This window comes from Nocardia aegles (genome assembly GCF_052545135.1).
On record NZ_JBQWRI010000001.1, the window covers coordinates 428,772 to 446,897 of the forward strand.

Sequence of the window (18,126 nt, forward strand, 5' to 3'; positions counted from 1 at the left end):
GCGGTGCCGTCCGCTCGGATACCGATCGTCACCGTGGCACGAGGATCCCGCGAATGCTGTCCCGAAGACGGGTAGAGGAATGTAGGCATGGCGCTGCCTCCCTATTTGCTGGTTCCTCCGAATCGGGGGTGGCCGATGCTGGTGCCGGATCGGTTAACTCCGTTATGCCCCAGGAACAGCGCGGTGGCAACGCGTCGAATGATCCGTTTTTGTCCGTTTTCCAGATTGTTGCCACGCGTTGACCAGTGCGGCGTGCGGCGCCGGGATAGCATCGTCCGGCTTTGCCCCGGAGTTGTTCTCGCCGGTATGGCGGGCCGGGAGTGTCGCCATTGATGTCGACGGTACACACGGTGCTCGGAAACCCGCACGCGCACAACGACTGTCGGTGCCGGTCTCTCTATGAGGCATCTGCTTATGGAAGCGTGTCCGCCGACCGCACCCGGGCCTGTGGCCGAAAACCACGACGCGGCCTTACCTGGGATGTGGGCCTGGTCAAGCCCGACCACCACGGAAACCTGTCAGCTCTCACCGCCTGCGTCGAGTGGCTGGACGTGTGCTTCGGCTGGGAACTGGTGAGCGTCTTCACCCGTCAGGTCGACAAGTGGTACATCCACCATGCGATGTTGCGGCGTCGAGTCCCGAATCAGCAGATCTGAATCAGCCCTTCAACGTGCAGATCATGTTCACCAGCGCCTGTGCGCCTTCTCGTGTCGCTTGGTCATCTCGCGTCGTCTGGTCTTCGGTGGCTCTGAAGTGGAGTTCGCCCTTCCAGCCGTCGATCGTGGCGACGAGGTCGACGTTGAGCAGTGTGGTGGCGTGATCGCCCCCCTTGGGCAGCGGCTCGGTAGCTACCTCGACGGTCGCGCCGTCCACAGTCAGGACCTTGGTGGGGTAGTTCTCCGTCGTCGCGGGAGATATGGACAGGGTGTTGCCACTGGCGGTGACGCGAAACAGGGACACATATCCGAGGTAGGGCCACGCGGATCCGTCCGCTTTCTCATAGGAGCATCCGTTGCCGCCGTCGATCTTATCGGTCAGCGCTTTTCCACCAGTGCCGGGAGCGATATTCAGATTTTCGGTACCAGCTCGGGTGGCGAAAAACTGTTTTGTAAAGTCGCACAACTCCTGAATGGTGTGGTTGCTCACCGGTATCTCATATTTTTCGGGATGAGTGCGCGATAACACACCACAGGCCGACAGCGGCACCGTCAGCATCGAAATCACCAGAAGCTTTCGCAGGTTCATGTCGCCTGCCATTCAGAGCTGGGAGAGTTGACGTTGAAGTCGTCGGAAGCGCTGCGCGGCCACCGGTTGTTATGGAATCCTTTCTGGTTTTCTGTCGACTCCCGTATCTTATTGATGCTCTGCGCTTGTAAAAGCATGGTATCTAGAAGCTTATCCGTGTACTCGACGGCGTTGCTTATCACCTTTCCGAGGATATCGATCGCATCGGAAACTCCTATAGGAGTGGCGACAAATGTGCCGATCTTGGCAAGAGCTTTCCCGAGTTTTATGAGTAGGTCTGCGATATCCGTGACTATCTTGGAGTAGAAGTCCCAAGCGATGTCCGATATCTTGGCAAGTGCTTCGGCCATCTTGTCGCAGGTCGTTTTCGCGGAATCCATAGCGGTGTCCTGGAGTATCCGCGCCGCTGTGTACTTGAGCGCAGCCGCCCCCGCCCAGTAGCCGGTGATGTTCCCATTGTTCACCTCGTTGTTCTGCGCGCCGCCGATCTTGCCCTTCAGCGTCGTCCATGCCTCGCTCGTCCGCAGGAAGGCGACGGGTGCCTTCAAACTGTCGACCGCCCCCTGTAGTTTCTCCAAGAGCTCCTGGATCTTCTTCTTGATCGCTTCCTTGTGGTCCTGCATGTAACCGGTGAAGTCGTCCTCGGTCATCGCGCCATAGAGGGCGCCGGCGACCGCACCGGTCAATCCGAAGAAGGCTGCTGCCTCGATCTCGCCAGCAGCGATTGCCGCCCTCCGGAATGCTTCATCCACCTTCGCCGGCTGGTTCCTGATCTCTGCGATCTGGTCCGAGAACTGATCGAGTACGGTATTGATCTCGTCCAGAGATTTCGTGTCACCCATCAGTAAACCTCAATCCTCTTCCAGCTTTATCAAGGCGTTCGCGAAGTTCTGATCCTGCTCCTGATATACCTTTGCGACATGATCCAGAACCTTAGCGATGGAATCGGTTTCATCTCTGCCCTCGACCAGTCTGTCGTACATATACCGCGCGGCCGCCATCTGCGCATCCCATGTTTCCTGGAACAGCCCCCAGACGACGTCCTGGTGGCTGAAATGGATACTTTGCGCCTGCTGCGCGGCGACGGTAAGGGCGTCCGATGCATGATCCCAGGCCCGAGCAGCCTTCACCAACTGGTTCAGATCCGTTGAGAAATTTGCCATTATGAGGTCCTCATCAGGTAGCTTTTGTATTCTGCGAGCTCGTGTTCGAGCTCATCGTCGGTGCGGTGGGCCCAAATCCCGCTTTCGTGGAACCGTGGACGTTGTTGCCGGATCTGATTCGCGCAGTCGAGGATGTCGTGCGCAATGTAGGACGGGCTGGCCGTGGCCCCCCACCGCGGATCGATCTCGATACTGCCGATGCGAGAGATGCTCGCACTCATCATGATCGAGGGCATTCCGAAGTCGGTTACCGGCCCCCGCCCGACGAATTCATCACTCAGCCGCAATGATCGTTCGACCATCTCGAATTCGGCGAGCGACCGGGTGCTGAGGAGCGTGATCAACTCTATACGGCGGGAAGGTGATACGGTCAATTCGGTCCATCTGCCCGATGTGATGATCGGCGCGTCATGCCGCCACAGTGCCACGAAATAACCGGTCATCGCTGCCGTGGAGAGATCCGATGGATTCAGGCGGTCGTGGATATTCCGGCTCACATCGACATCTATCGGAAGGTGACCTTCGTCGAGACTCATTGTGAACAGGCCGACTCCGATCAAGGAGGAACCTGATGAACGCCGAGACGGCTCGGGAACCGAGGCTGCGGGCCTCGGAACGGTAGGAGGCTGCGGAGGAAAAACGGTAGGAGCGCGGTCGGGGCGCTTCCTGACGATAGGCTCGTCGTCCCAGAATTCATCGGGGTCGTCGTAGTGATTATAGTGGCCTTTGACCGCCATCACTGCGCCTCACAGCGACCGCTGGTAACTGATGCGGTCAGCGGATTTTTTGGAATCGGCATCAAACCCCCACTGGTGCGTACTTGCCGCCGCTTCGGCGGCTCCGATCACTCTCTTCGCTGTCAATCGTTTTGTCAAGCTGGATAGACAAGATCAGGTCGTCCATGATATGCCAATGAATTCTGCGAAACACTTTGAAACACAATGTGTTCCGATTTCCGCCGCGAGCTGTGACGTCACTGCCCTGGGTCTCTAGCCAGGGCAGTGGCGTTCTCGTTTGACCCACTGCTGATCTGCGCTGACACGCCACTCGAGATACGGGGGCACAGGCACTTTCCGGTATCGATGAAGGTTCTCTACGCCTGAATCGCGCCCGGAGTACCGGTGCCCGCAGCAACCATATCCCCGATCTCGGTACCCGACACCCTGCAACGCCACGACCTGACCACGATGGCGGGCACGCCGGGCATCCCGGACCCTGGGTTGCTGGGAGTTCTCTCTCGCGTGCCCGATCCGCGTGACCCCCGCGGCCTGCGCTACCTGATGGGACTGCTGCTCGCGATCGCGGTCCTGGCTACCACCGCCTGCATGCGCGGGTTCCCCGGTTACGCCACCTGGGCACGCACCGCGCCCGCCGACCTGCACACCGACCTCGGGTTGGCCAAGTCTTACCGGCCCAGCGACAAGACATTCCGGCGTGTGCTCGGGTTGATCGACCCCGCCGACCTCGACCGCCGCCTCGGCGGCTACTTCACCACCGTGACTGTGGCCGCCACCGACACGACGTTGCTCGCGGTCGTCATCGACGGCAAGACCCTGCGCCTGGCCTGCCGCATGGGTGCGACCGCAGCGCATCCGGTGTCGGCCTTCACCCACCACGCCCACCTGGTGATCGGGCAACTCGCCGTCAGCGACACGACAAGCGAGACACCCGCCGTATGAACACTTCTCACATCGATGAGGATCGCGGTGCGGGCGGCCGGAACGACAGCGAAACTGCTGATCACCATCGACGCCATGCACACCCACATCGCGACCGCCCGCCTGATCCAGTATGGCGGATGCCGCCGCGAACAATATGATCGAGGGCAACAAGATCTCCCATCTTGTCGAAGTTCAAAAGGGTTTGTCCGATGGCAGGTGGCCGAGTGGTGTCAAGGCATCCTATGGGGCGGGGATCGGCGGAATTCGGGAAGCGATAGGCGATGCGTCGACCAAGGATGGCGACAAGTCCGACTGGAGGGTTGGTTAATGAGGATTTACTTGGCAACTGTGGTCGCCGCTGTCATGGTAAATGTACTGACCGGATGCTCGTCGTCGTCGCCTTCTGCGACCCCGCCTACTTCGGCACAGGCTCGACCGACAATGACAGAGGGCGAGCTGTGCGATGCGCTGATCAACTTCTTCACAACCCAGTTGCACGTGGTTGGAATACAGCCCGAGCCATTCTGGTTCCGCAAGGATAGAGACGTAACCGGTGGTGGGTTCTGCGATGTCATTCAGGGACAAAGCCCGGCCGGCAACTACACCGTACTCCAGGCGCCGAACAATCCGGACCCCACAGATGGTATCCGTGGATATGAAAAGAAGCCGGATCTCGGCGATGCAGTGTGGGTTTATGACCTGCGAGCAGACGAAGGGAATCACTCGAACAGAGTGCGGTTTGCTACCCGCATCAATGAATGGAACGCCGTTCTGGAAATCCAAGACACCGAGATTCGAACGGCTAACGGCCCCCTGCACCTGACCGATGGTGACAAGCGTAGATCCGTCCAATTCCTTACCGAGCTGACCACGAAATTCGCGGGCGAGCGGTAGCCGATCCGGTGAGCCGGGTTCGGTTCCATTCGGGTGGCTACCAGGTTTCGAGGCGGGTGGATTCGAGGTGGTGGAGGGCCTTGGTGATCCAGGTGGTGAAGTGGGTGGTCAGGTCGGCGGGGGTGGTGGGGCGGACGGTGATGTGGGACGAGCGGTGTTCGGTGTAGCGGCCATCGGATGAGATGTCGTGCCATTGGAGGAGTTTGGTGGGTTTTGTGTGGGTGTGCAGGGGTGCGGTGATGAGGACGGCGGTGCCGCCGCCGTCGAGGGGGCGGTGGAGGAGGCGTTGGTATTGCTCGCGGGGGGTGTTGCGGGCGTTGTCCTGGAGGTAGGTGTTGCGGCGGGGGGTGAGGTCGTCGGGGTGGAAGGTGGCGGGCTTTTCGGAGCCGGGTTGGCAAGGGGGAATCGCGTTTACGAGGCGGGCGGGGAGGTGGTCGGCGGGGACTATGCGGAGGCGGATGGGGCCGTGGTCGTGTTGGTTGCCCGCTTGGCTGAGGACGACGGCGCGGTCGTTGGTGCGGGCGCCGATGATGCGGTATTCGCGGACGTCGTCGCGACCTGTGCTGTTCTTGTGCTTGCAGGTGCCGCCGAGGATTTCGATGCGGAGGTCGGAGGTGCCCAGGGTGTGGAAGGCGGCGTTGATCTCGTCGAGCTCGTCGGGGGAGTAGCTGTTGCGGACAGCGGTGCGGTGGGTTGCGAAGTCGTCGCGGAAGGCGAAACGGCTGGTGTAGCGCAACGGGCCGGGCATGCGGTCGTGTGCGTCGCCGAACCAGAGGGCTGCGAAATCGTCTGGAGTCCAAGTCCATTCAGCCATGCGAAGTCCAATCTGGCCGCATGAGGCGGCCGCTGTCGTGCGCGCACACGCCCGCCGCTGGTAGGCAGGGTGGGGTGGTGCCGAGTCAAAGCCGGGGAAGGGGCGGGGAGATCAGGACTGGATGTCGCCGCCGATGACTCCGCCGGGCAGCGTTCTCGGGAGTTCGCCGAGTAATTCTTCGGTGTTCTCTTGGGTGATCAAGTAGTCCGGGATCTTGTGGCTGGATTCTTCATCCTTGGCGCCGCCGCGCGCACCCGGTGACATCATGCCGGGGGCACCCGCCATGCCCCGTGTGCTCGCGGCCGTCGCTGCGGCGGCCGCGGGGTTCGCCGTTGTGCCGGGTGTCCCTGGTGCGCCGAGGACACTGCGCCCCGGTTGCGGCAGGCTCGGTGTCCCGGGGATTCCGGGCGTGCCCGGTGTGCCAGGGCTGTGCGGGGTTCCGGTGCTGGTCGGGACGGTCTTGGTGGGGTCTGTCTTGGTGGGATCGGTGGTGGTGGGCGCCGTCGACGTCGGGTCGACCCCGGCGGGTGCGGTGGACGTGTTGGACGGGGTCGTGTCGGAGGATTGCTGGTCCTGCTTCGACTCGTCGGTGGTGGGCTGCTGCTCGTCGGGCTTTCCGTCGCCGTCCTTGTCGCCGGGGACGCCCGAATAGGTACTGCCAGGACGCTGGCCCGGGTCGTTCGGATTGGGCCCGCCGGTTTCGCCGCTGTGGTAACCGCCTGGCGGCGGCGCGGGGATGTCGACCGACGCGGTGGGGCCGACCGGTGTGGGCAGCACCGGAATCTTGCCGTCCATTTCGCTGAACGGCTGCACGTAGTGTTGCGTCATCGCTTCGCGCGCGGTTTGCTCGGCTCGGGACCGATCGTCGCTCAGGATCCAGCGTGTCCAGTGGAAAACGCGCTCGTCCCAGGAAAAGTCGACGGTATCCGGGATAGCCTTCTTCGTATTGCTGATCGCGGTGGCGGCGTCGCGGACGCGGCAGAACAGCTCCTCCAGGGAGTTCGTCAAATTCAGCGCGTCGTTGGTGTACTTGGCGATGGCGTTCTTGGATTGCTCTGCGGCGGGGCCGGACCACGCTTGCGCGATGGAGGCTTGAATGGAGCGGGCGAAGGTGTTCACGCCGTCTTCCCACTCGTTGCGGGCTTTCCAGTAGGCGTCGGCTTGGGTGAAGGCGTTCGCAGGGTCGAGCGGCCTGAAGGTGTTGAGGATTCGCGAGTGCACCCAACTGTCAGCGTGTTCGCCGCCGCCAGGGATTCGCTTGTTCTCGTAGCCGCTCATTTGGTCGATCCGTCTGGGAGGATGTTCGGGCCGAACCGGTGCCCGACAGGCGGGCGCTCGGGCAGGGTGGTGTTCAGCTTGTTGAAGTCTGCGGCGAAGTTGCTGTCCACCTGCATGATTCGATCTCGGACGATGCGGTGCACTTCTTGGATGTCCTCGACGATGCGATAGTGGTCATCCATTATCTGGTAGACGCTGTTGAGGTCTTCCGCTCCGCGGGCCTTCTTTCTGAACCGATCGACCAAGGTTTGTGCCGAGACCATGTTACCGTCGCTCTCGCCCAAGCCCCAGTGGGATTGTCGTGACACAAAGTCCATAGACCTCTGTATCTTTTGAATCGCACTCTTGAAATATTCGCAATCACGGTCAATATAGATGAAGTCCTCTGCGGACATCTGAATTCCTAGCTGGCCCTCGTTTGCCGCGCTCAAAATATTCGCCATCGGCCGAGATGGCGCGCTGTCGTCACCCATGTGCTACTCCCTCCCGGTGAGTTCGATCGCTTCAGCTAATTTCACGCAGTAGCAGGAATTGTCGGCACTACCTTCTCAGCGAGTGTTCGTGCCAGTGCGCATGTGTCCAGGCTTCCGGTTTTTTTTCGCGAGGGCGGATTACTGAGGAAGAATTCAAGGCTTCCGCCCTTCATCTCCACGTTGATCGTGCACACCCCGTCGGGGTGCTCTTCCACCTGCCGTGTAGAGATCGCGCGGCGGCCATTGATCGTGTACTCGCGGGCATCTGCAAACTTCTTGTTTCGCACCATGTCCACGGTGATGTTCGTTGTGGTGATGACCGGTGCGTATCCGTCAGTCTGGAGCCAGGCGCAACCACGCCACTTGACACCCCCCGATGCGTTCGAGTCCTGCTTGTCCTTGCTGCGCAAGTTCTCTGAATCGAGCACGCTCTGCGGGATGTCGGTACATGGGTCGTAGCCGGTGGGCACGTCAGGGGCGATGCTCGGGTTGGTGGAGGTGGCTCCGGCCGGCGCGGCATCGTCGGCTGATGAATTGCAGGCTGTCAGAACGAGTGCGGTGCCGACGGCGAGGATCGTCAGTCGTTGCGAATTCCGCCCTGATGTCATCTGTTCCCCTCGCGCACCGGGTTGTTGTTCCTGGCCTCTCCAGGGCCGGACCGGCTCCTCCGCCCCCTGCAGTGAATGTTGACGCTACCGGCGTGGTATCCCGGGTGCAAGCGGCCTGACATGCATCGCTCATGAGGAACCTGCCCAGCTCAGCGAGTGCCCCGGCCTCGCGCGAGGAGGAAGCCGGGGCTGCGGATGAGCGCTGGTCAGGACTGCGTCAGGTCTAGTTCGCAGTCGGTTATGCGAGCAGTGAACGAGTCCCATTCGCTCGATCTGAACACGAGGGCCGGGCCGGCGGGATTTTTGGAGTCGCGCACACCCACTGCGCCTCCACGCAGGAACGCAACCTCAACGCAGTCTTTCTGAGCACTGCTGTAGCTGCTCTTGAACCAGTAGACATCGGATAGGTCGGCGTTCACTCGGCGTACTCCTTCGCGATCTGGTCGATGAGAGTTCGGCTTCGCTCCTGGTCGAGTGCCGATCGCTGGATACCGGCGTACGTCTGGCGATACCGTCGGATCTCCTCGGGCTTCTCAAGATACAGGTCGCCCGTGAGTCCCTGCATGTAAACGACCGGCGGCTCGGTCAGATGGGCGGTCGGGTGCTTCGGGAAGTCGAGCATCACAAACGAACCGGCGCCCAGCCCCACGTAGGCATGCGCTGCGAGGGGAACCACTCGCACTGAAACATTTGGGCGTTCACCGACACTCAGCAGATGCCGAAGCTGCCGCTCCATAACTGAGGGACCGCCGATCGCGCGTCGGAGCGCGGATTCATCGACAACAGCCTCCACGAGTACAGGGTTCGAGTCGTCGTCCACGCGAGCCTTTCGCTGCCTGAACATCTCGATCCTTCGTTCGACTTCGGGTCCGGGTATAGAGGGTAGGTCGACCCAGATCAGGGCGCGTCGATACTCATCGGTTTGCAAGAGTCCGGGCAGGAGCGTTGTCTGGTAAGAGACCAGACGCTTGGCAACCGCCTCTAGCTCCACGAAAAGGCTGAACTCCGCGGCGATGGTGTCACCGTAGGCATGCCACCACCCCGTGTGTTTGGTCTCCTCAACCAGGTTGAGCAGGATGGCGGTGCGTTCTTCCGACGCGCCGTACACCTGGCAAAGCCGCTCGATGAACAGCGGATGCAGCCGGACGGGTTGCCCGGTCTCCATCCGCCAGAGGGTCTGTTTGCCCACGTCGATCGCATCGCGGGCGTATTCCGCGCTGACGCCCGAGTTGATCCGCAGCTCGCGCAGCTGCCGCCCCAGCATCCGGCGGGGCAGGGTGGAACCTGTTGAAGTCACGACGAATCCCTTTCGTAGCCAAGCCAGTGGCCGGGTACCTAACTGGAACCTTGTGGCGGGGGGCCTTGGAACCTGGGCGGTTTCCGCCCGATTCCACAACTGAGTTTGTTCCCGCCCAGCAATATCCGGTGCTCTACTGAACAGCGCCCGGACCCAATCGAAGAAGTGCTGAAACCTTAACCGTGCCAACGGTTCCAGGTCCAGCGACCGGGAATTTTCACGTACCGAACTATGTGAATCGAGGCTGGTGAATGAACCATGCGGCATTCGCGGACACTCCCGCGTCGCGCTGCGCGTTTTACCGCCGTACTTGTGGGCTGCCCGCTTGGATACATCCGGAAATCGGCCGGATCGTCGTGAAGGCGGGCGTGGTCGGCGGGATCACGATGCCCGACCAGTTGGGGCAGCGGGTGCGCGACGATATGCTTTTCCGTGGCCATTCGCTGGGGCCGGTAGTCGCGCATATCCGTTCTCGCCGTTGGACTTTCCTGTGTAGGCCGGACCTGCCCGACGACACACGGTTGTTCGCGGCCCTGTTCCGCCTCGACGTTTCGGTCGTGCCGTTCGGCGGTGAAATCGCGTTGCCGTCGCCCGCCGACGCGAATGGCGTGTTTCGCCGGTGGGTATCGGCTCCGCGCGACACCTTCCGTCCGTCCGGCATGGTGATCGTGAATTGCCTGCTGGCCCTCGCGGGCGGGAAACGTGCGCCGTGAACCGTGCTTTGCCGACCAGAAGTGAACTACTACGCGCGTGCCGGGAGGGCGAAACGGTGCCGGATCATCCGGTGCTGTCGTGGGCCCGCGAACTCGCCGAACTGCATGTTCGACGGCTCACCACGGAACTGGCGGCAGTCGGCGACATCGACGAGAGCCGAGTGGAGCTGATTCGTGCCGTCGACCGCTGGATCGAGATGCGGTTGCCCGCCGCGCGCGGCGGCGCCTACCTGCACACCGAGTCGCTGGGCGCGGTGGTCGACCGGCTCGCCCAGCTCAGCGCGTGCGCATACGCGGCCATGGTGGCCGAGCAGGAGTGGGACCTGTGGATCGCGTGGGAGCGGCTGGCCGAACTGGCCATCGGCTACGACGATCTGGTCAGCGAGCTGAGCAGCGGCCGCCGGCGGTTACCGAGCGCTTTCTGACGGCGCGGGCACCGGCTCGTCGCGGCGCAGCGTGGCGGCGAGGTGATGCTGCAATCGTTCGCCGACCGCCGCCATCCGGAGTGTGTAGTCGATGGTGTCGCCGGACAGGTGCAGCGATCGGCCGAGGGCGGTCACCAGTTTCGCTGTGCTGCTGCGCCCGATGTTGGTGGAGTCCAATTCCATGCGCAGCGTGCTGTCCTCGACGGCGAGTGACCCCTCGCAGATTTCGGTGATGCCGGTGGGATGCGCGAGGATCAATTCGACGCGGTCGGGGCGCGGGCAACGCAGATAGCCCGTCTCGGCGTGCAGCGGCCTGCCGTCGTCGGTGGCGCGGGTCTTCTGCCGGTAGGTGAGGAACGGGCGGCCGAGATGGCCGAACCGGATTTCCTCGACGTAGCCGAACGGCTGAATGGTCGGGTATTCACCCTGCCCATCACCGCGCCACGTGCCGAGCAGCGGCGCGAGCGGAGCGATATCCGGGTGCAGAGCAATCGCAGGCTGGGGTTCGACCACGGCGAACAGCCTAAACCTGTCCTCGTCCGACCGTTCGGGTACTCCCAGAAATTTCTGCAGGCTAAGGTTAGCGTCGCCTAATCACCAATGTGGTGTGGTCGGAAAGGAACAAGAAGTTGAACGGACGCTGGAATGAGTCGCGCCGTGGCGGTAAGCCGCGGTCGCGGACCCGAAGTGGTCTGCTGCGCGCGTCGGCGCTTGGCGTCGCGCTGATCGTGGCGGCGGGCTGCTCGGACTCGAAGTCGGACGAGGTGCCCGCGCTCGACGGCAACAAATACGTCCAGACCAATCTCGCGGCCAACAACGCGCAGTACAAGGCGCAGTTCGTTCTCCCCGATCTGGTGAACGCCTGGGGACTGGCCAACCGTCCCAAGGGCGCAGGCGGGCACTTCTGGGTCGGCGCGGGCGGTAAGTCGTTCCAGTTCGTCGGCGACGTGACCAAGTCCGCGGACGAGAAGGTGCAGAAGCTCTTCCAGGACGACTTGAAAATCGTCACCATCCCGGGCGCCGACGCCGACACCTCGGACAAGAGCGCGGGCAAGACCACCGGCGTGGTGTTCAACCCGGCGCCGATCACCTCCGATCTGTTCGTCGTCCACGACCAGCCGGTGGAGGCCGAAGGCGGGCCGCTGAACGGTTCGGCGCGCTTCATCTTCGCCACCGACTCCGGCAAGATCTCCGCCTGGACCGAGCAGGGCTTCGAGGGCCGGATCGTGCGCCACGACGGGCCGGCCAACCTGGTCTTCGACGGTCAGTCGCAGGGGATGCAGTTCTTCGGGATCGCGCTGGCTCCCTCCGGTGACAAACTGCTGGCCGCGGACTTCGGCGCCGACCCGCAGGTCCGGACGTTCGACAAGAACTGGCAGCTGATCCCGACCACCGGCTTCGCCAACCCGTTCGCCACCGGCGACGCGATCGACCCCGCCGCGCCCGAAAAGGGAAAGAAGGCCAAGCCCGGCGATCCCGCGCCGTTCAACGTCTCGACCATCGGCAACCGGGTCTTCGTCGCCTATGCCACCACTCAGCCGGACGAGAAGGACGCGACCAAGTTCGATGCCGGTGAGGAAGATTCGCTGGACAAGGACAAGGAGGGCGGCAAGCCGGACAAGGGCAAGCTCGCCGAGTTCGACGCCAACGGCAAGCTGGTGCGCATCATCGACGACGGCAAGCGCCTCAACGCGCCCTGGGCAGTGACGATCGCGCCGGACGGGTTCGGTCCGCTCAGCGGCAAACTGCTCGTCGGCAACTTCGGCGGCGCCGGACACGTGCTCGCCTACGACGACACCACCGGCAAGTTCGCCGACTACCTGCGCGATGCCGACGGCAAGCCGGTCGCCATCGAAGGACTGTGGGCGCTGATGTTCGGCAACGGCGAGAGCCTCGGTGACACCGACTCGCTGTATTTCACCGCGGGACCCGACGACGAGAAGAACGGCCTGTTCGGCAAACTCCGCCTGAAGTAGCCGCCTTCGTCAGGCAGCCCGCACCGATTCGGTGCGGGCTGCTCGCGCTTCAGCGGCCTCCGGTCGGCGCCGAGGCCCGGGGTTCGGTGCGTCGTTCGTGGATGGCCGACTCGACTTCGTCGACCGCTGTTCGGATCGTCGCCCCGTAGCCGTCGTCGGCGAGCGTGTGCAGACGCGTGCGGGCGGCGTCGATCTGGCGCTGTGCGGCCTCGAACGAGCCGAGCCTGCGATAGTCGTCGGCGAGATTGAGGTGCAGCGACGGGTAGAACGCGGCCACCCGCAATGATCCGTCGAAGGTTTGAGCGCGAGCGTCCGAGAGGCAGTCGGCGGCGTCCAATGCGCGGATGTCCCAGGTGAGCGCTTCGGCGGCGTCGTCGTACAAGTCGGCTAGATAGTGGGCGAGGGTGCACCGGTGCAGTGCGTCGCCCTGCGGTCCCAGCGAGGCCCACACGGCGAGCAGGGTCTCTCGCGCCTCGTCCGGACGGTCGTCGCGGCCGAGTGCGACGGCGCTGGTGATGGTGTTCATGGTGTGGTCGTGTGCTGGATCCATTCGGGTCTCCTTGATGGGTTGTGGATGGATGCTTTTCGGGTGCGAGTCCGGATGGTCGGCTCCGGCGTCCAGCGGCCGAGGCTGGGCGGGCAACAGCCGGAAGCGGCTGCGGGCGGTTGGATGCTGGGAAGTGGTAGCCATGGGTGGGCAATGTGATCTGGAGATGGTGATCGGATCGCGGTGCCGACGCCGCAGACAGACGCGATTGTGCGGTGCAGTAATCGCGTGGATATCGGCTGTACGCCTGTATGACTTATTCGGAGTCGTTGTGGTGCGGTGACCGGACCGGCATGGCGAGGGTGGTGAGGTCCCCGTCGGTGGCCGAGCGCAGGACCACCGGCTGCTCGGCGGCGATGATGTCGAGCATGAGATCGGGGCCGAGGGCGGCGCGGACGGCGGGCAGCAGTGTCGCGGGGGCGAACGACAGTGTGACGGCAGAGCCGGTGATCTTCGCGGGCAGGCAGTGCATCGCCCCCGACGCCGATACCGATATTTCGGTCGGCTGAATCGCGAATAGCATTGCGTCAGCGGCGTTTTCGAGAAGCGGCAGCAGCAGGCGCCGGGCGACGACCACCCTGGTTCGCACCGGTCCGAGTCCTGCCAGCAGGGCGCGGTGGTCTGGGAAAGGACCTTCGATGACGGGCGATCGGTGTTCTGCGCCGCCTCCCGTCATCAGCAGTCCGTCGTCGGATGGCGCGACGACGACCTCGTCCATGCCGCGCAACCGCTCGGTGATCGATTCGAGTCCGTCCGGGTCGAGCACCACGGACCAATCGCCGCCCCGCTGCCGGTTCGCCACCACCGTGCGCGTGGACAGCCGGTAGCGATCGGTGGCCGTGAGGGTCATCGCGTTCGAGCCCGCCTCCAGGAGAACGCCCGCCAGCACGGGTATCTCCCGGGTACGGGCCACGGCGGTGCGGACCTGGTCGAGCGCCGCGGCCAACGTCACCGCGTCGACCGCCACGTGGGTGCCGAGCGACTGTTTGACGACGGCGGCGACGCGCGCGGCCTCGTCCGCTCGCCGCGCCAGGTCCGCGACGTGACGGTCGAGCAGGCACCGTGCCCGCTCGGTGTCACCGGCGAGAATCTCCGCGATGGTCTCCAGCGGCAGATCGATCGCGCGCAACTGCCGGATCAGCACCGCCCGCTCCCGCTGCTCCGCGGTGTAGTAGCGGTAGCCGGTCAGCGGATCGACCCGGGCCGGAACGAGCAGGCCGCAGTCGTCGTAGAACCGCAGCGCGCTCGCGGTGAGCCCGCTTGCCCGCGCGAGCACACCGATCGTGATCAACCCTGTCGACTCCGAACTCGCCACCCGGCCATCATGGAGCCTCAACCAACTCGAAGGTCAACTCGTCGGCGGAGACAGCCCCGATAGTGGGACTCACATGGCGGGAGCCGACGGGAACGCATCGACCCGCCCCTCCGAGGTGCCACCTGGCACGAGTCAGTCGGCACCGGGTTCGGTGGGGCTTACGCGCCAGCGGCGCGACCAGTCCCAGACCGATCCGAGTGCCGTGCCGAGTTCGATGCCCGCGGTGGTCAGTTCGTAGGACTTGTCCGGGTTCTTCGCGATCAGGCCCGCGGATTGCAGGTGCTGCAAGCGCACCGAGAGCATGCTGGAGGAGCAGTTGCCCATGCGTCGGCGCAGTTCGAGGAAGCCGAGTCGGTCGGGTTCCAATTCCCACAGGATGCGCAGGATCCAGCGTTGGCCGAGGAGGTCCATCGTGGCCAGCAATGGTGCGGGCCGACACGCTCGCGCAGTCGATCCGGCAGGCGGGCGGCAGCGCCACCACGGCGGGCGCCGACATCGCCGACGCGGATTCGGCACGTGCCCTGGTCGCCGAGGTCGTCGAGGAGTTCGGCCGTCTCGATGTGCTGGTGCTCAACGCCTCCGGTGGGCTGGAGCGCAATGCCGCGCCCGACTACGCGATGACCCTCAATCGCGACGCGCAGGAACGGCTCGTCCGGCTTGCCCTGCCGCACATGCCCTCTGGCGCGCGGATCGTGTTCGTGACCAGCCATCAGGCGCACTTCCACGGTCGCAAACCCGTTCCCGCCGATTACGAACCCATCGCCGCCAGCAAACGCGCGGGCGAGGACGCGCTACGCGCCATGATCCCGGAACTCTCCGACGCGGGTATCGCCTTGCACGTCGTCTCCGGCGACATGATCGACGGCACGATCATCGTCCAGCTGCTGGAGCGCCGGAACCCCGACGCCGTCGCCGCGCGCCGCGAGCACGGCGATCTGCCCACGGTCACGGAGTTCGCCACCGCGGTCGCGGATGCCACCGCCGCTCCCGCCGATCCGGGCCACACCGCCTACATCGGCGGTCTGGATTACCTCGACACGCCAGAAGTCACTTCCTGAGCGATGCCGATCCCAGATCCGCAGCTGCGGCGAGCTTGTGGCTCACCGGTCCATGAGGCGCCTGGCGTTCGCCGCGCCCGCCTCAGAGCCGGTCGCGTACCGGAGTGACGACGTTCTCGGCCAGCCAGGTCGCGACCTTGTCGGGATAGGGCGCGCGCAGGCTCAGCACGATATGGGTGAAACCTGCCCCGATCAGGTCCAGGACAGTGCCGCGGGTGCTCGCCGGGTCGTCGTAGTCGACGATGTACTGCACCGAACGGGTGATCTCCTGTGGATCCCGGCCGAGCGCGGCGCAGTGTCCGTCCAGCACCACCGAACGTTCGATAAGGAACTCCACGCTGTTGTGCGGCGGGCCAGGAATGTTCCACAGGTCGGCGTGCGCGGCCACGAGTCGCAGCGTGCGATCGCCCCATCCGCCGATCAGCAAAGGTGGGCGCGTGGCCGGCTTGGGTTCGTTATGGTTGCCATACAGCGTGTAGTAGCGGCCGTGGAAGTCGAATTCCGCTTCGCTCCACATTCTTTCGAGAATCTCGATGGTCTCGGCCAGGCGTGCCAAGCCCTCGCCGGGTGAGACCATCGGCAGTCCGTAGGCGGCATACTCGGCCTCGGCCGGATTCGGTCCGGCGATCCCGCCGGTATCGGCTGGTTGGCGGGTGCCGCCAACGCCGAGACCCATGATGAGCCTGCCGCCGGAGATGGCGTCGACCGTGCTCGCGATCTTGCCGAGCACCGCAGGTTCGCGAATCCGGTTGCTGGTCACCAGTAGTCCCAGCCGCAGCCTGCGGGTGCGTGCGGCCAGTGCCGCCAGCAGCGTCCAGCCCTCGAGCACCGTCCCGTTCGGGGCTCCTGCGAGCGGGAGCAGGTGATCCCACAGCCACGCGTCCGCTATCTCGGGCAAGCCGTCGGCCTCCTCCCAGACGCGCAGGACGTCGTCGTAGCCGACCCGCATCGGTGTGGTCTTTACGCCGAATCTGATGTTCCTCATTTAATCAATTCTACTGATCATCAGATCTGCTGACAATCAGGATGGCGATACAATGCGCGTCATGGCTGCGTCCGACGATGTGCTCCGCTCCCGCCTCGGCTACCTGCTCAAACACGCCTACCACCGGTTGGCCGAGGAAATCGGAACTGCCCTGCGGCCCTTGGGAATCGACAGCCGTGAACTTGCAGTCCTGGTCCTGCTGGACGCGACCGACACCCCACTGTCACAGCTTGCGGTAGCCCAGCGCCTCGGTATCGACCGCACCACCATGACCCAGTTCGCCGACACCCTCGAACGCAAGGGTCTGCTCGCCCGTCGCCGCAGCGCCGAGGATCGGCGCAAGAACATCGTTGAACTGACCGCGGACGGGCGGGCCCGGCTGGCCGCGGCAGAGCGGGTCCGGGCCGAGGCCGAGGCCAGGTTCCTCGCGCCGCTGGGCGCAGGCGGTCTGGAACTGATCGAAGCGCTGCGCACGCTCGCACGCTGAGTGCGGGAGACGCGGTGTCTACGTCATCCGGGACCGCGGTCAGGAATCGTCGAGGTGAGCGGTGAATTCGGATCGCTGAAGACAAGCGCCGGATACCGCTCCGAGCCCGCCGGCTGATGTGCCGACGTGGCGGAAGCCTACGGACCGGCATGGACGGGCCGGCGAACCTTCGTGATGGAGGCGCCTGCGGCGGACTCGGATGGCTGGCCCATTCGTCACCTGACGAAATCAGCCGAGCTGGAAGCCGTGGGGCCGACGGCGACGGTAGGAGACACCCTGCTGCACACCGACCTCCGGCCGGACAGCATGTTGCGGCGGGCGGACGGTGTCGTGCTGGCGGTCGATCGGCGTGGGCCTACCGCGGCGCCGCGTGGATCGACCTCGTCGCGCTCGTGCCGTCGATCGCTGCCGCCGGTCGGGATGTTTGCCAGTCTCGCCGGAACGTGGCTGGCGTGTCGTATCGTCTGGCAATATTCCCAGCAGAGATCAGTCGAGCATCGAAAAACGCAATGTCACTGGATGTTTGCCATACCTTCAGAGGCGGTGCGGGACCGGATGAATCGGTCAATGGGCGTGTCGCGTGCGCGGAAGTGACCGAATTCGACGCGGTCCAGGCCACTCTCGGTCACGCTGGGCATATGTGGATGTTCGGGCAGTGCCGGGACACCGGCGAAGCAAGGCATCGAGGACGCGACCGAAACGCGTCCACCCTGGTCGGATTGGGGGTTCGGAAAATGGAACAGGTGTCCGAGGTGAGGGTGATTCCGGGGAAAGAACTCCTGTTGGCCGCCTTCCGGGGCTTGCCGCACATGGATCATCCGATGCTGGAGGCCGCCGGAGAACTGGCGCAACTGCATCAGACCCGCGAACGCACTCCCGCGAGCCGGTGCGACAAGCTCGATCGGCGCCGAGCGCAACTCGTGCGCGGCATCGACCGCTGGGTCACCTTGGCGACGCCGATCCCGCCGCCCGCCGCGCCCGAACACACCGAGACCGTGGGCCACATCGTGGACCGCCTGGCCGTGCTGGCCGCTCAGGCGTTCGTGGCGCTGGCACACGCGCCGGAATCGGTCTTCTACGACGCGTGGGTCCGGATCGACGAATTGGCCGACGGCTACCAGAATCTCGTCGACGACCTGCGTGCCGGAGCGAGACGACTACCCGAGGGCCGCTACGACCGCTGGTAG

General features: G+C 64.1%; 25 protein-coding genes. 10 read left to right on the forward strand and 15 right to left on the reverse strand.

Going from position 1 to position 18,126, the window contains the following annotated elements:
- Positions 1–422 precede the first annotated feature (422 nt).
- Complete coding sequence (locus ACT89H_RS02050) at positions 423–656, forward strand: hypothetical protein (RefSeq protein WP_445106736.1); 234 nt, start codon at positions 423–425, stop codon at positions 654–656.
- A gap of 1 nt (position 657) precedes the next feature.
- On the opposite strand, the gene ACT89H_RS02055 is transcribed toward ACT89H_RS02050, so the two are convergent.
- The 4 genes from ACT89H_RS02055 to ACT89H_RS02070 are packed head-to-tail and all read right to left on the reverse strand — an operon-like array spanning position 658 to position 3,145.
- Complete coding sequence (locus ACT89H_RS02055; protein ID WP_445106737.1) at positions 658–1,257, reverse strand: hypothetical protein; 600 nt, start codon at positions 1,255–1,257, stop codon at positions 658–660.
- Positions 1,242–2,087: a hypothetical protein gene (locus ACT89H_RS02060; protein WP_445106738.1), complete on the reverse strand. Its 846-nt coding sequence runs from the start codon at positions 2,085–2,087 to the stop codon at positions 1,242–1,244. Before ACT89H_RS02060 ends, ACT89H_RS02055 begins: the two co-directional genes overlap by 16 nt.
- Before the next feature lie 9 nt (positions 2,088–2,096).
- Entirely contained in the window at positions 2,097–2,408 is a 312-nt protein-coding gene (locus tag ACT89H_RS02065; protein ID WP_445106739.1) for a hypothetical protein, read from the reverse strand.
- Entirely contained in the window at positions 2,408–3,145 is a 738-nt protein-coding gene (locus ACT89H_RS02070) for a hypothetical protein (RefSeq protein ID WP_445106740.1), read from the reverse strand. Before ACT89H_RS02070 ends, ACT89H_RS02065 begins: the two co-directional genes overlap by 1 nt.
- 384 nt (positions 3,146–3,529) lie before the next feature.
- Here ACT89H_RS02070 and ACT89H_RS02075 point away from each other — a divergent pair, with 384 nt between their 5' ends.
- Both ACT89H_RS02075 and ACT89H_RS02080 read left to right on the forward strand, forming a co-directional pair.
- Entirely contained in the window at positions 3,530–4,087 is a 558-nt protein-coding gene (locus ACT89H_RS02075; protein WP_445106741.1) for a transposase family protein, read from the forward strand.
- A gap of 423 nt (positions 4,088–4,510) precedes the next feature.
- Entirely contained in the window at positions 4,511–4,963 is a 453-nt protein-coding gene (locus ACT89H_RS02080; RefSeq protein ID WP_445106742.1) for a hypothetical protein, read from the forward strand.
- Positions 4,964–5,000: 37 nt separating this feature from the next.
- Here ACT89H_RS02080 and ACT89H_RS02085 read toward each other — a convergent pair whose 3' ends face one another.
- From ACT89H_RS02085 to ACT89H_RS02110, 6 genes are all read right to left on the reverse strand, one after another.
- Positions 5,001–5,777: an ESX secretion-associated protein EspG gene (locus ACT89H_RS02085; RefSeq protein WP_445106743.1), complete on the reverse strand. Its 777-nt coding sequence runs from the start codon at positions 5,775–5,777 to the stop codon at positions 5,001–5,003.
- Positions 5,778–5,888: 111 nt separating this feature from the next.
- A complete protein-coding gene (locus ACT89H_RS02090) occupies positions 5,889–7,055 on the reverse strand; it encodes a WXG100 family type VII secretion target (RefSeq protein WP_445106744.1) in 1,167 nt (388 codons plus the stop codon).
- Positions 7,052–7,528 (reverse strand): hypothetical protein, encoded by a 477-nt coding sequence (locus ACT89H_RS02095; RefSeq protein WP_445106745.1) that lies wholly within the window; start codon positions 7,526–7,528, stop codon positions 7,052–7,054. Before ACT89H_RS02095 ends, ACT89H_RS02090 begins: the two co-directional genes overlap by 4 nt.
- A gap of 41 nt (positions 7,529–7,569) precedes the next feature.
- On the reverse strand, positions 7,570–8,136 hold the full coding sequence (locus ACT89H_RS02100) for a DUF3558 domain-containing protein (RefSeq protein WP_445106746.1): 567 nt from the start codon (positions 8,134–8,136) through the stop codon (positions 7,570–7,572).
- Positions 8,137–8,342: 206 nt separating this feature from the next.
- Positions 8,343–8,555, reverse strand: a complete 213-nt coding sequence (locus ACT89H_RS02105; RefSeq protein ID WP_445106747.1) for a DUF397 domain-containing protein — start codon at positions 8,553–8,555, stop codon at positions 8,343–8,345.
- Positions 8,552–9,433, reverse strand: coding sequence for a helix-turn-helix domain-containing protein (locus ACT89H_RS02110; RefSeq protein ID WP_445106748.1), 882 nt, complete (start codon positions 9,431–9,433; stop codon positions 8,552–8,554). Before ACT89H_RS02110 ends, ACT89H_RS02105 begins: the two co-directional genes overlap by 4 nt.
- Before the next feature lie 251 nt (positions 9,434–9,684).
- On the opposite strand from ACT89H_RS02110, the gene ACT89H_RS02115 reads away from it, so the two are divergent.
- Both ACT89H_RS02115 and ACT89H_RS02120 read left to right on the forward strand, forming a co-directional pair.
- Complete coding sequence (locus tag ACT89H_RS02115; RefSeq protein WP_445106749.1) at positions 9,685–10,146, forward strand: DNA-directed RNA polymerase subunit beta; 462 nt, start codon at positions 9,685–9,687, stop codon at positions 10,144–10,146.
- A gap of 56 nt (positions 10,147–10,202) precedes the next feature.
- Positions 10,203–10,571: a DUF4254 domain-containing protein gene (locus tag ACT89H_RS02120; protein WP_445106750.1), complete on the forward strand. Its 369-nt coding sequence runs from the start codon at positions 10,203–10,205 to the stop codon at positions 10,569–10,571.
- Here ACT89H_RS02120 and ACT89H_RS02125 read toward each other — a convergent pair.
- A complete protein-coding gene (locus ACT89H_RS02125; RefSeq protein WP_445106751.1) occupies positions 10,554–11,084 on the reverse strand; it encodes a peroxynitrite isomerase in 531 nt (176 codons plus the stop codon). The two genes, ACT89H_RS02120 and ACT89H_RS02125, sit on opposite strands and share 18 nt — an antisense overlap.
- Before the next feature lie 116 nt (positions 11,085–11,200).
- Here ACT89H_RS02125 and ACT89H_RS02130 point away from each other — a divergent pair, with 116 nt between their 5' ends.
- Positions 11,201–12,547, forward strand: a complete 1,347-nt coding sequence (locus ACT89H_RS02130; protein ID WP_445106752.1) for a TIGR03118 family protein — start codon at positions 11,201–11,203, stop codon at positions 12,545–12,547.
- A 49-nt stretch (positions 12,548–12,596) separates the two neighbouring features.
- Here ACT89H_RS02130 and ACT89H_RS02135 read toward each other — a convergent pair whose 3' ends face one another.
- The 3 genes from ACT89H_RS02135 to ACT89H_RS02145 form a co-directional block, all read right to left on the reverse strand.
- Positions 12,597–13,238, reverse strand: coding sequence for a hypothetical protein (locus tag ACT89H_RS02135; protein WP_445106753.1), 642 nt, complete (start codon positions 13,236–13,238; stop codon positions 12,597–12,599).
- A 112-nt stretch (positions 13,239–13,350) separates the two neighbouring features.
- Positions 13,351–14,409: a DNA polymerase III subunit beta family protein gene (locus tag ACT89H_RS02140; protein ID WP_445106754.1), complete on the reverse strand. Its 1,059-nt coding sequence runs from the start codon at positions 14,407–14,409 to the stop codon at positions 13,351–13,353.
- Positions 14,410–14,541: 132 nt separating this feature from the next.
- Positions 14,542–14,820, reverse strand: a complete 279-nt coding sequence (locus ACT89H_RS02145; protein WP_083880716.1) for a winged helix-turn-helix transcriptional regulator — start codon at positions 14,818–14,820, stop codon at positions 14,542–14,544.
- A gap of 11 nt (positions 14,821–14,831) precedes the next feature.
- On the opposite strand from ACT89H_RS02145, the gene ACT89H_RS02150 reads away from it, so the two are divergent.
- On the forward strand, positions 14,832–15,467 hold the full coding sequence (locus ACT89H_RS02150) for an SDR family oxidoreductase (protein WP_445106755.1): 636 nt from the start codon (positions 14,832–14,834) through the stop codon (positions 15,465–15,467).
- 82 nt (positions 15,468–15,549) lie between these two features.
- Here the strand turns inward: ACT89H_RS02150 and ACT89H_RS02155 are convergent, their stop codons facing one another.
- On the reverse strand, positions 15,550–16,452 hold the full coding sequence (locus ACT89H_RS02155) for an LLM class flavin-dependent oxidoreductase (RefSeq protein WP_445106756.1): 903 nt from the start codon (positions 16,450–16,452) through the stop codon (positions 15,550–15,552).
- A gap of 61 nt (positions 16,453–16,513) precedes the next feature.
- On the opposite strand from ACT89H_RS02155, the gene ACT89H_RS02160 reads away from it, so the two are divergent.
- The 3 genes from ACT89H_RS02160 (at position 16,514) to ACT89H_RS02170 (ending at position 18,126) form a co-directional block, all read left to right on the forward strand.
- Complete coding sequence (locus tag ACT89H_RS02160; protein ID WP_445106757.1) at positions 16,514–16,939, forward strand: MarR family winged helix-turn-helix transcriptional regulator; 426 nt, start codon at positions 16,514–16,516, stop codon at positions 16,937–16,939.
- 126 nt (positions 16,940–17,065) lie between these two features.
- Positions 17,066–17,533 carry a hypothetical protein gene (locus tag ACT89H_RS02165; RefSeq protein WP_445106758.1) on the forward strand — a complete coding sequence of 156 codons (468 nt, stop codon included), beginning with the start codon at positions 17,066–17,068 and terminating at the stop codon, positions 17,531–17,533.
- A gap of 149 nt (positions 17,534–17,682) precedes the next feature.
- Positions 17,683–18,126, forward strand: a complete 444-nt coding sequence (locus tag ACT89H_RS02170) for a DUF4254 domain-containing protein (RefSeq protein WP_445106759.1) — start codon at positions 17,683–17,685, stop codon at positions 18,124–18,126.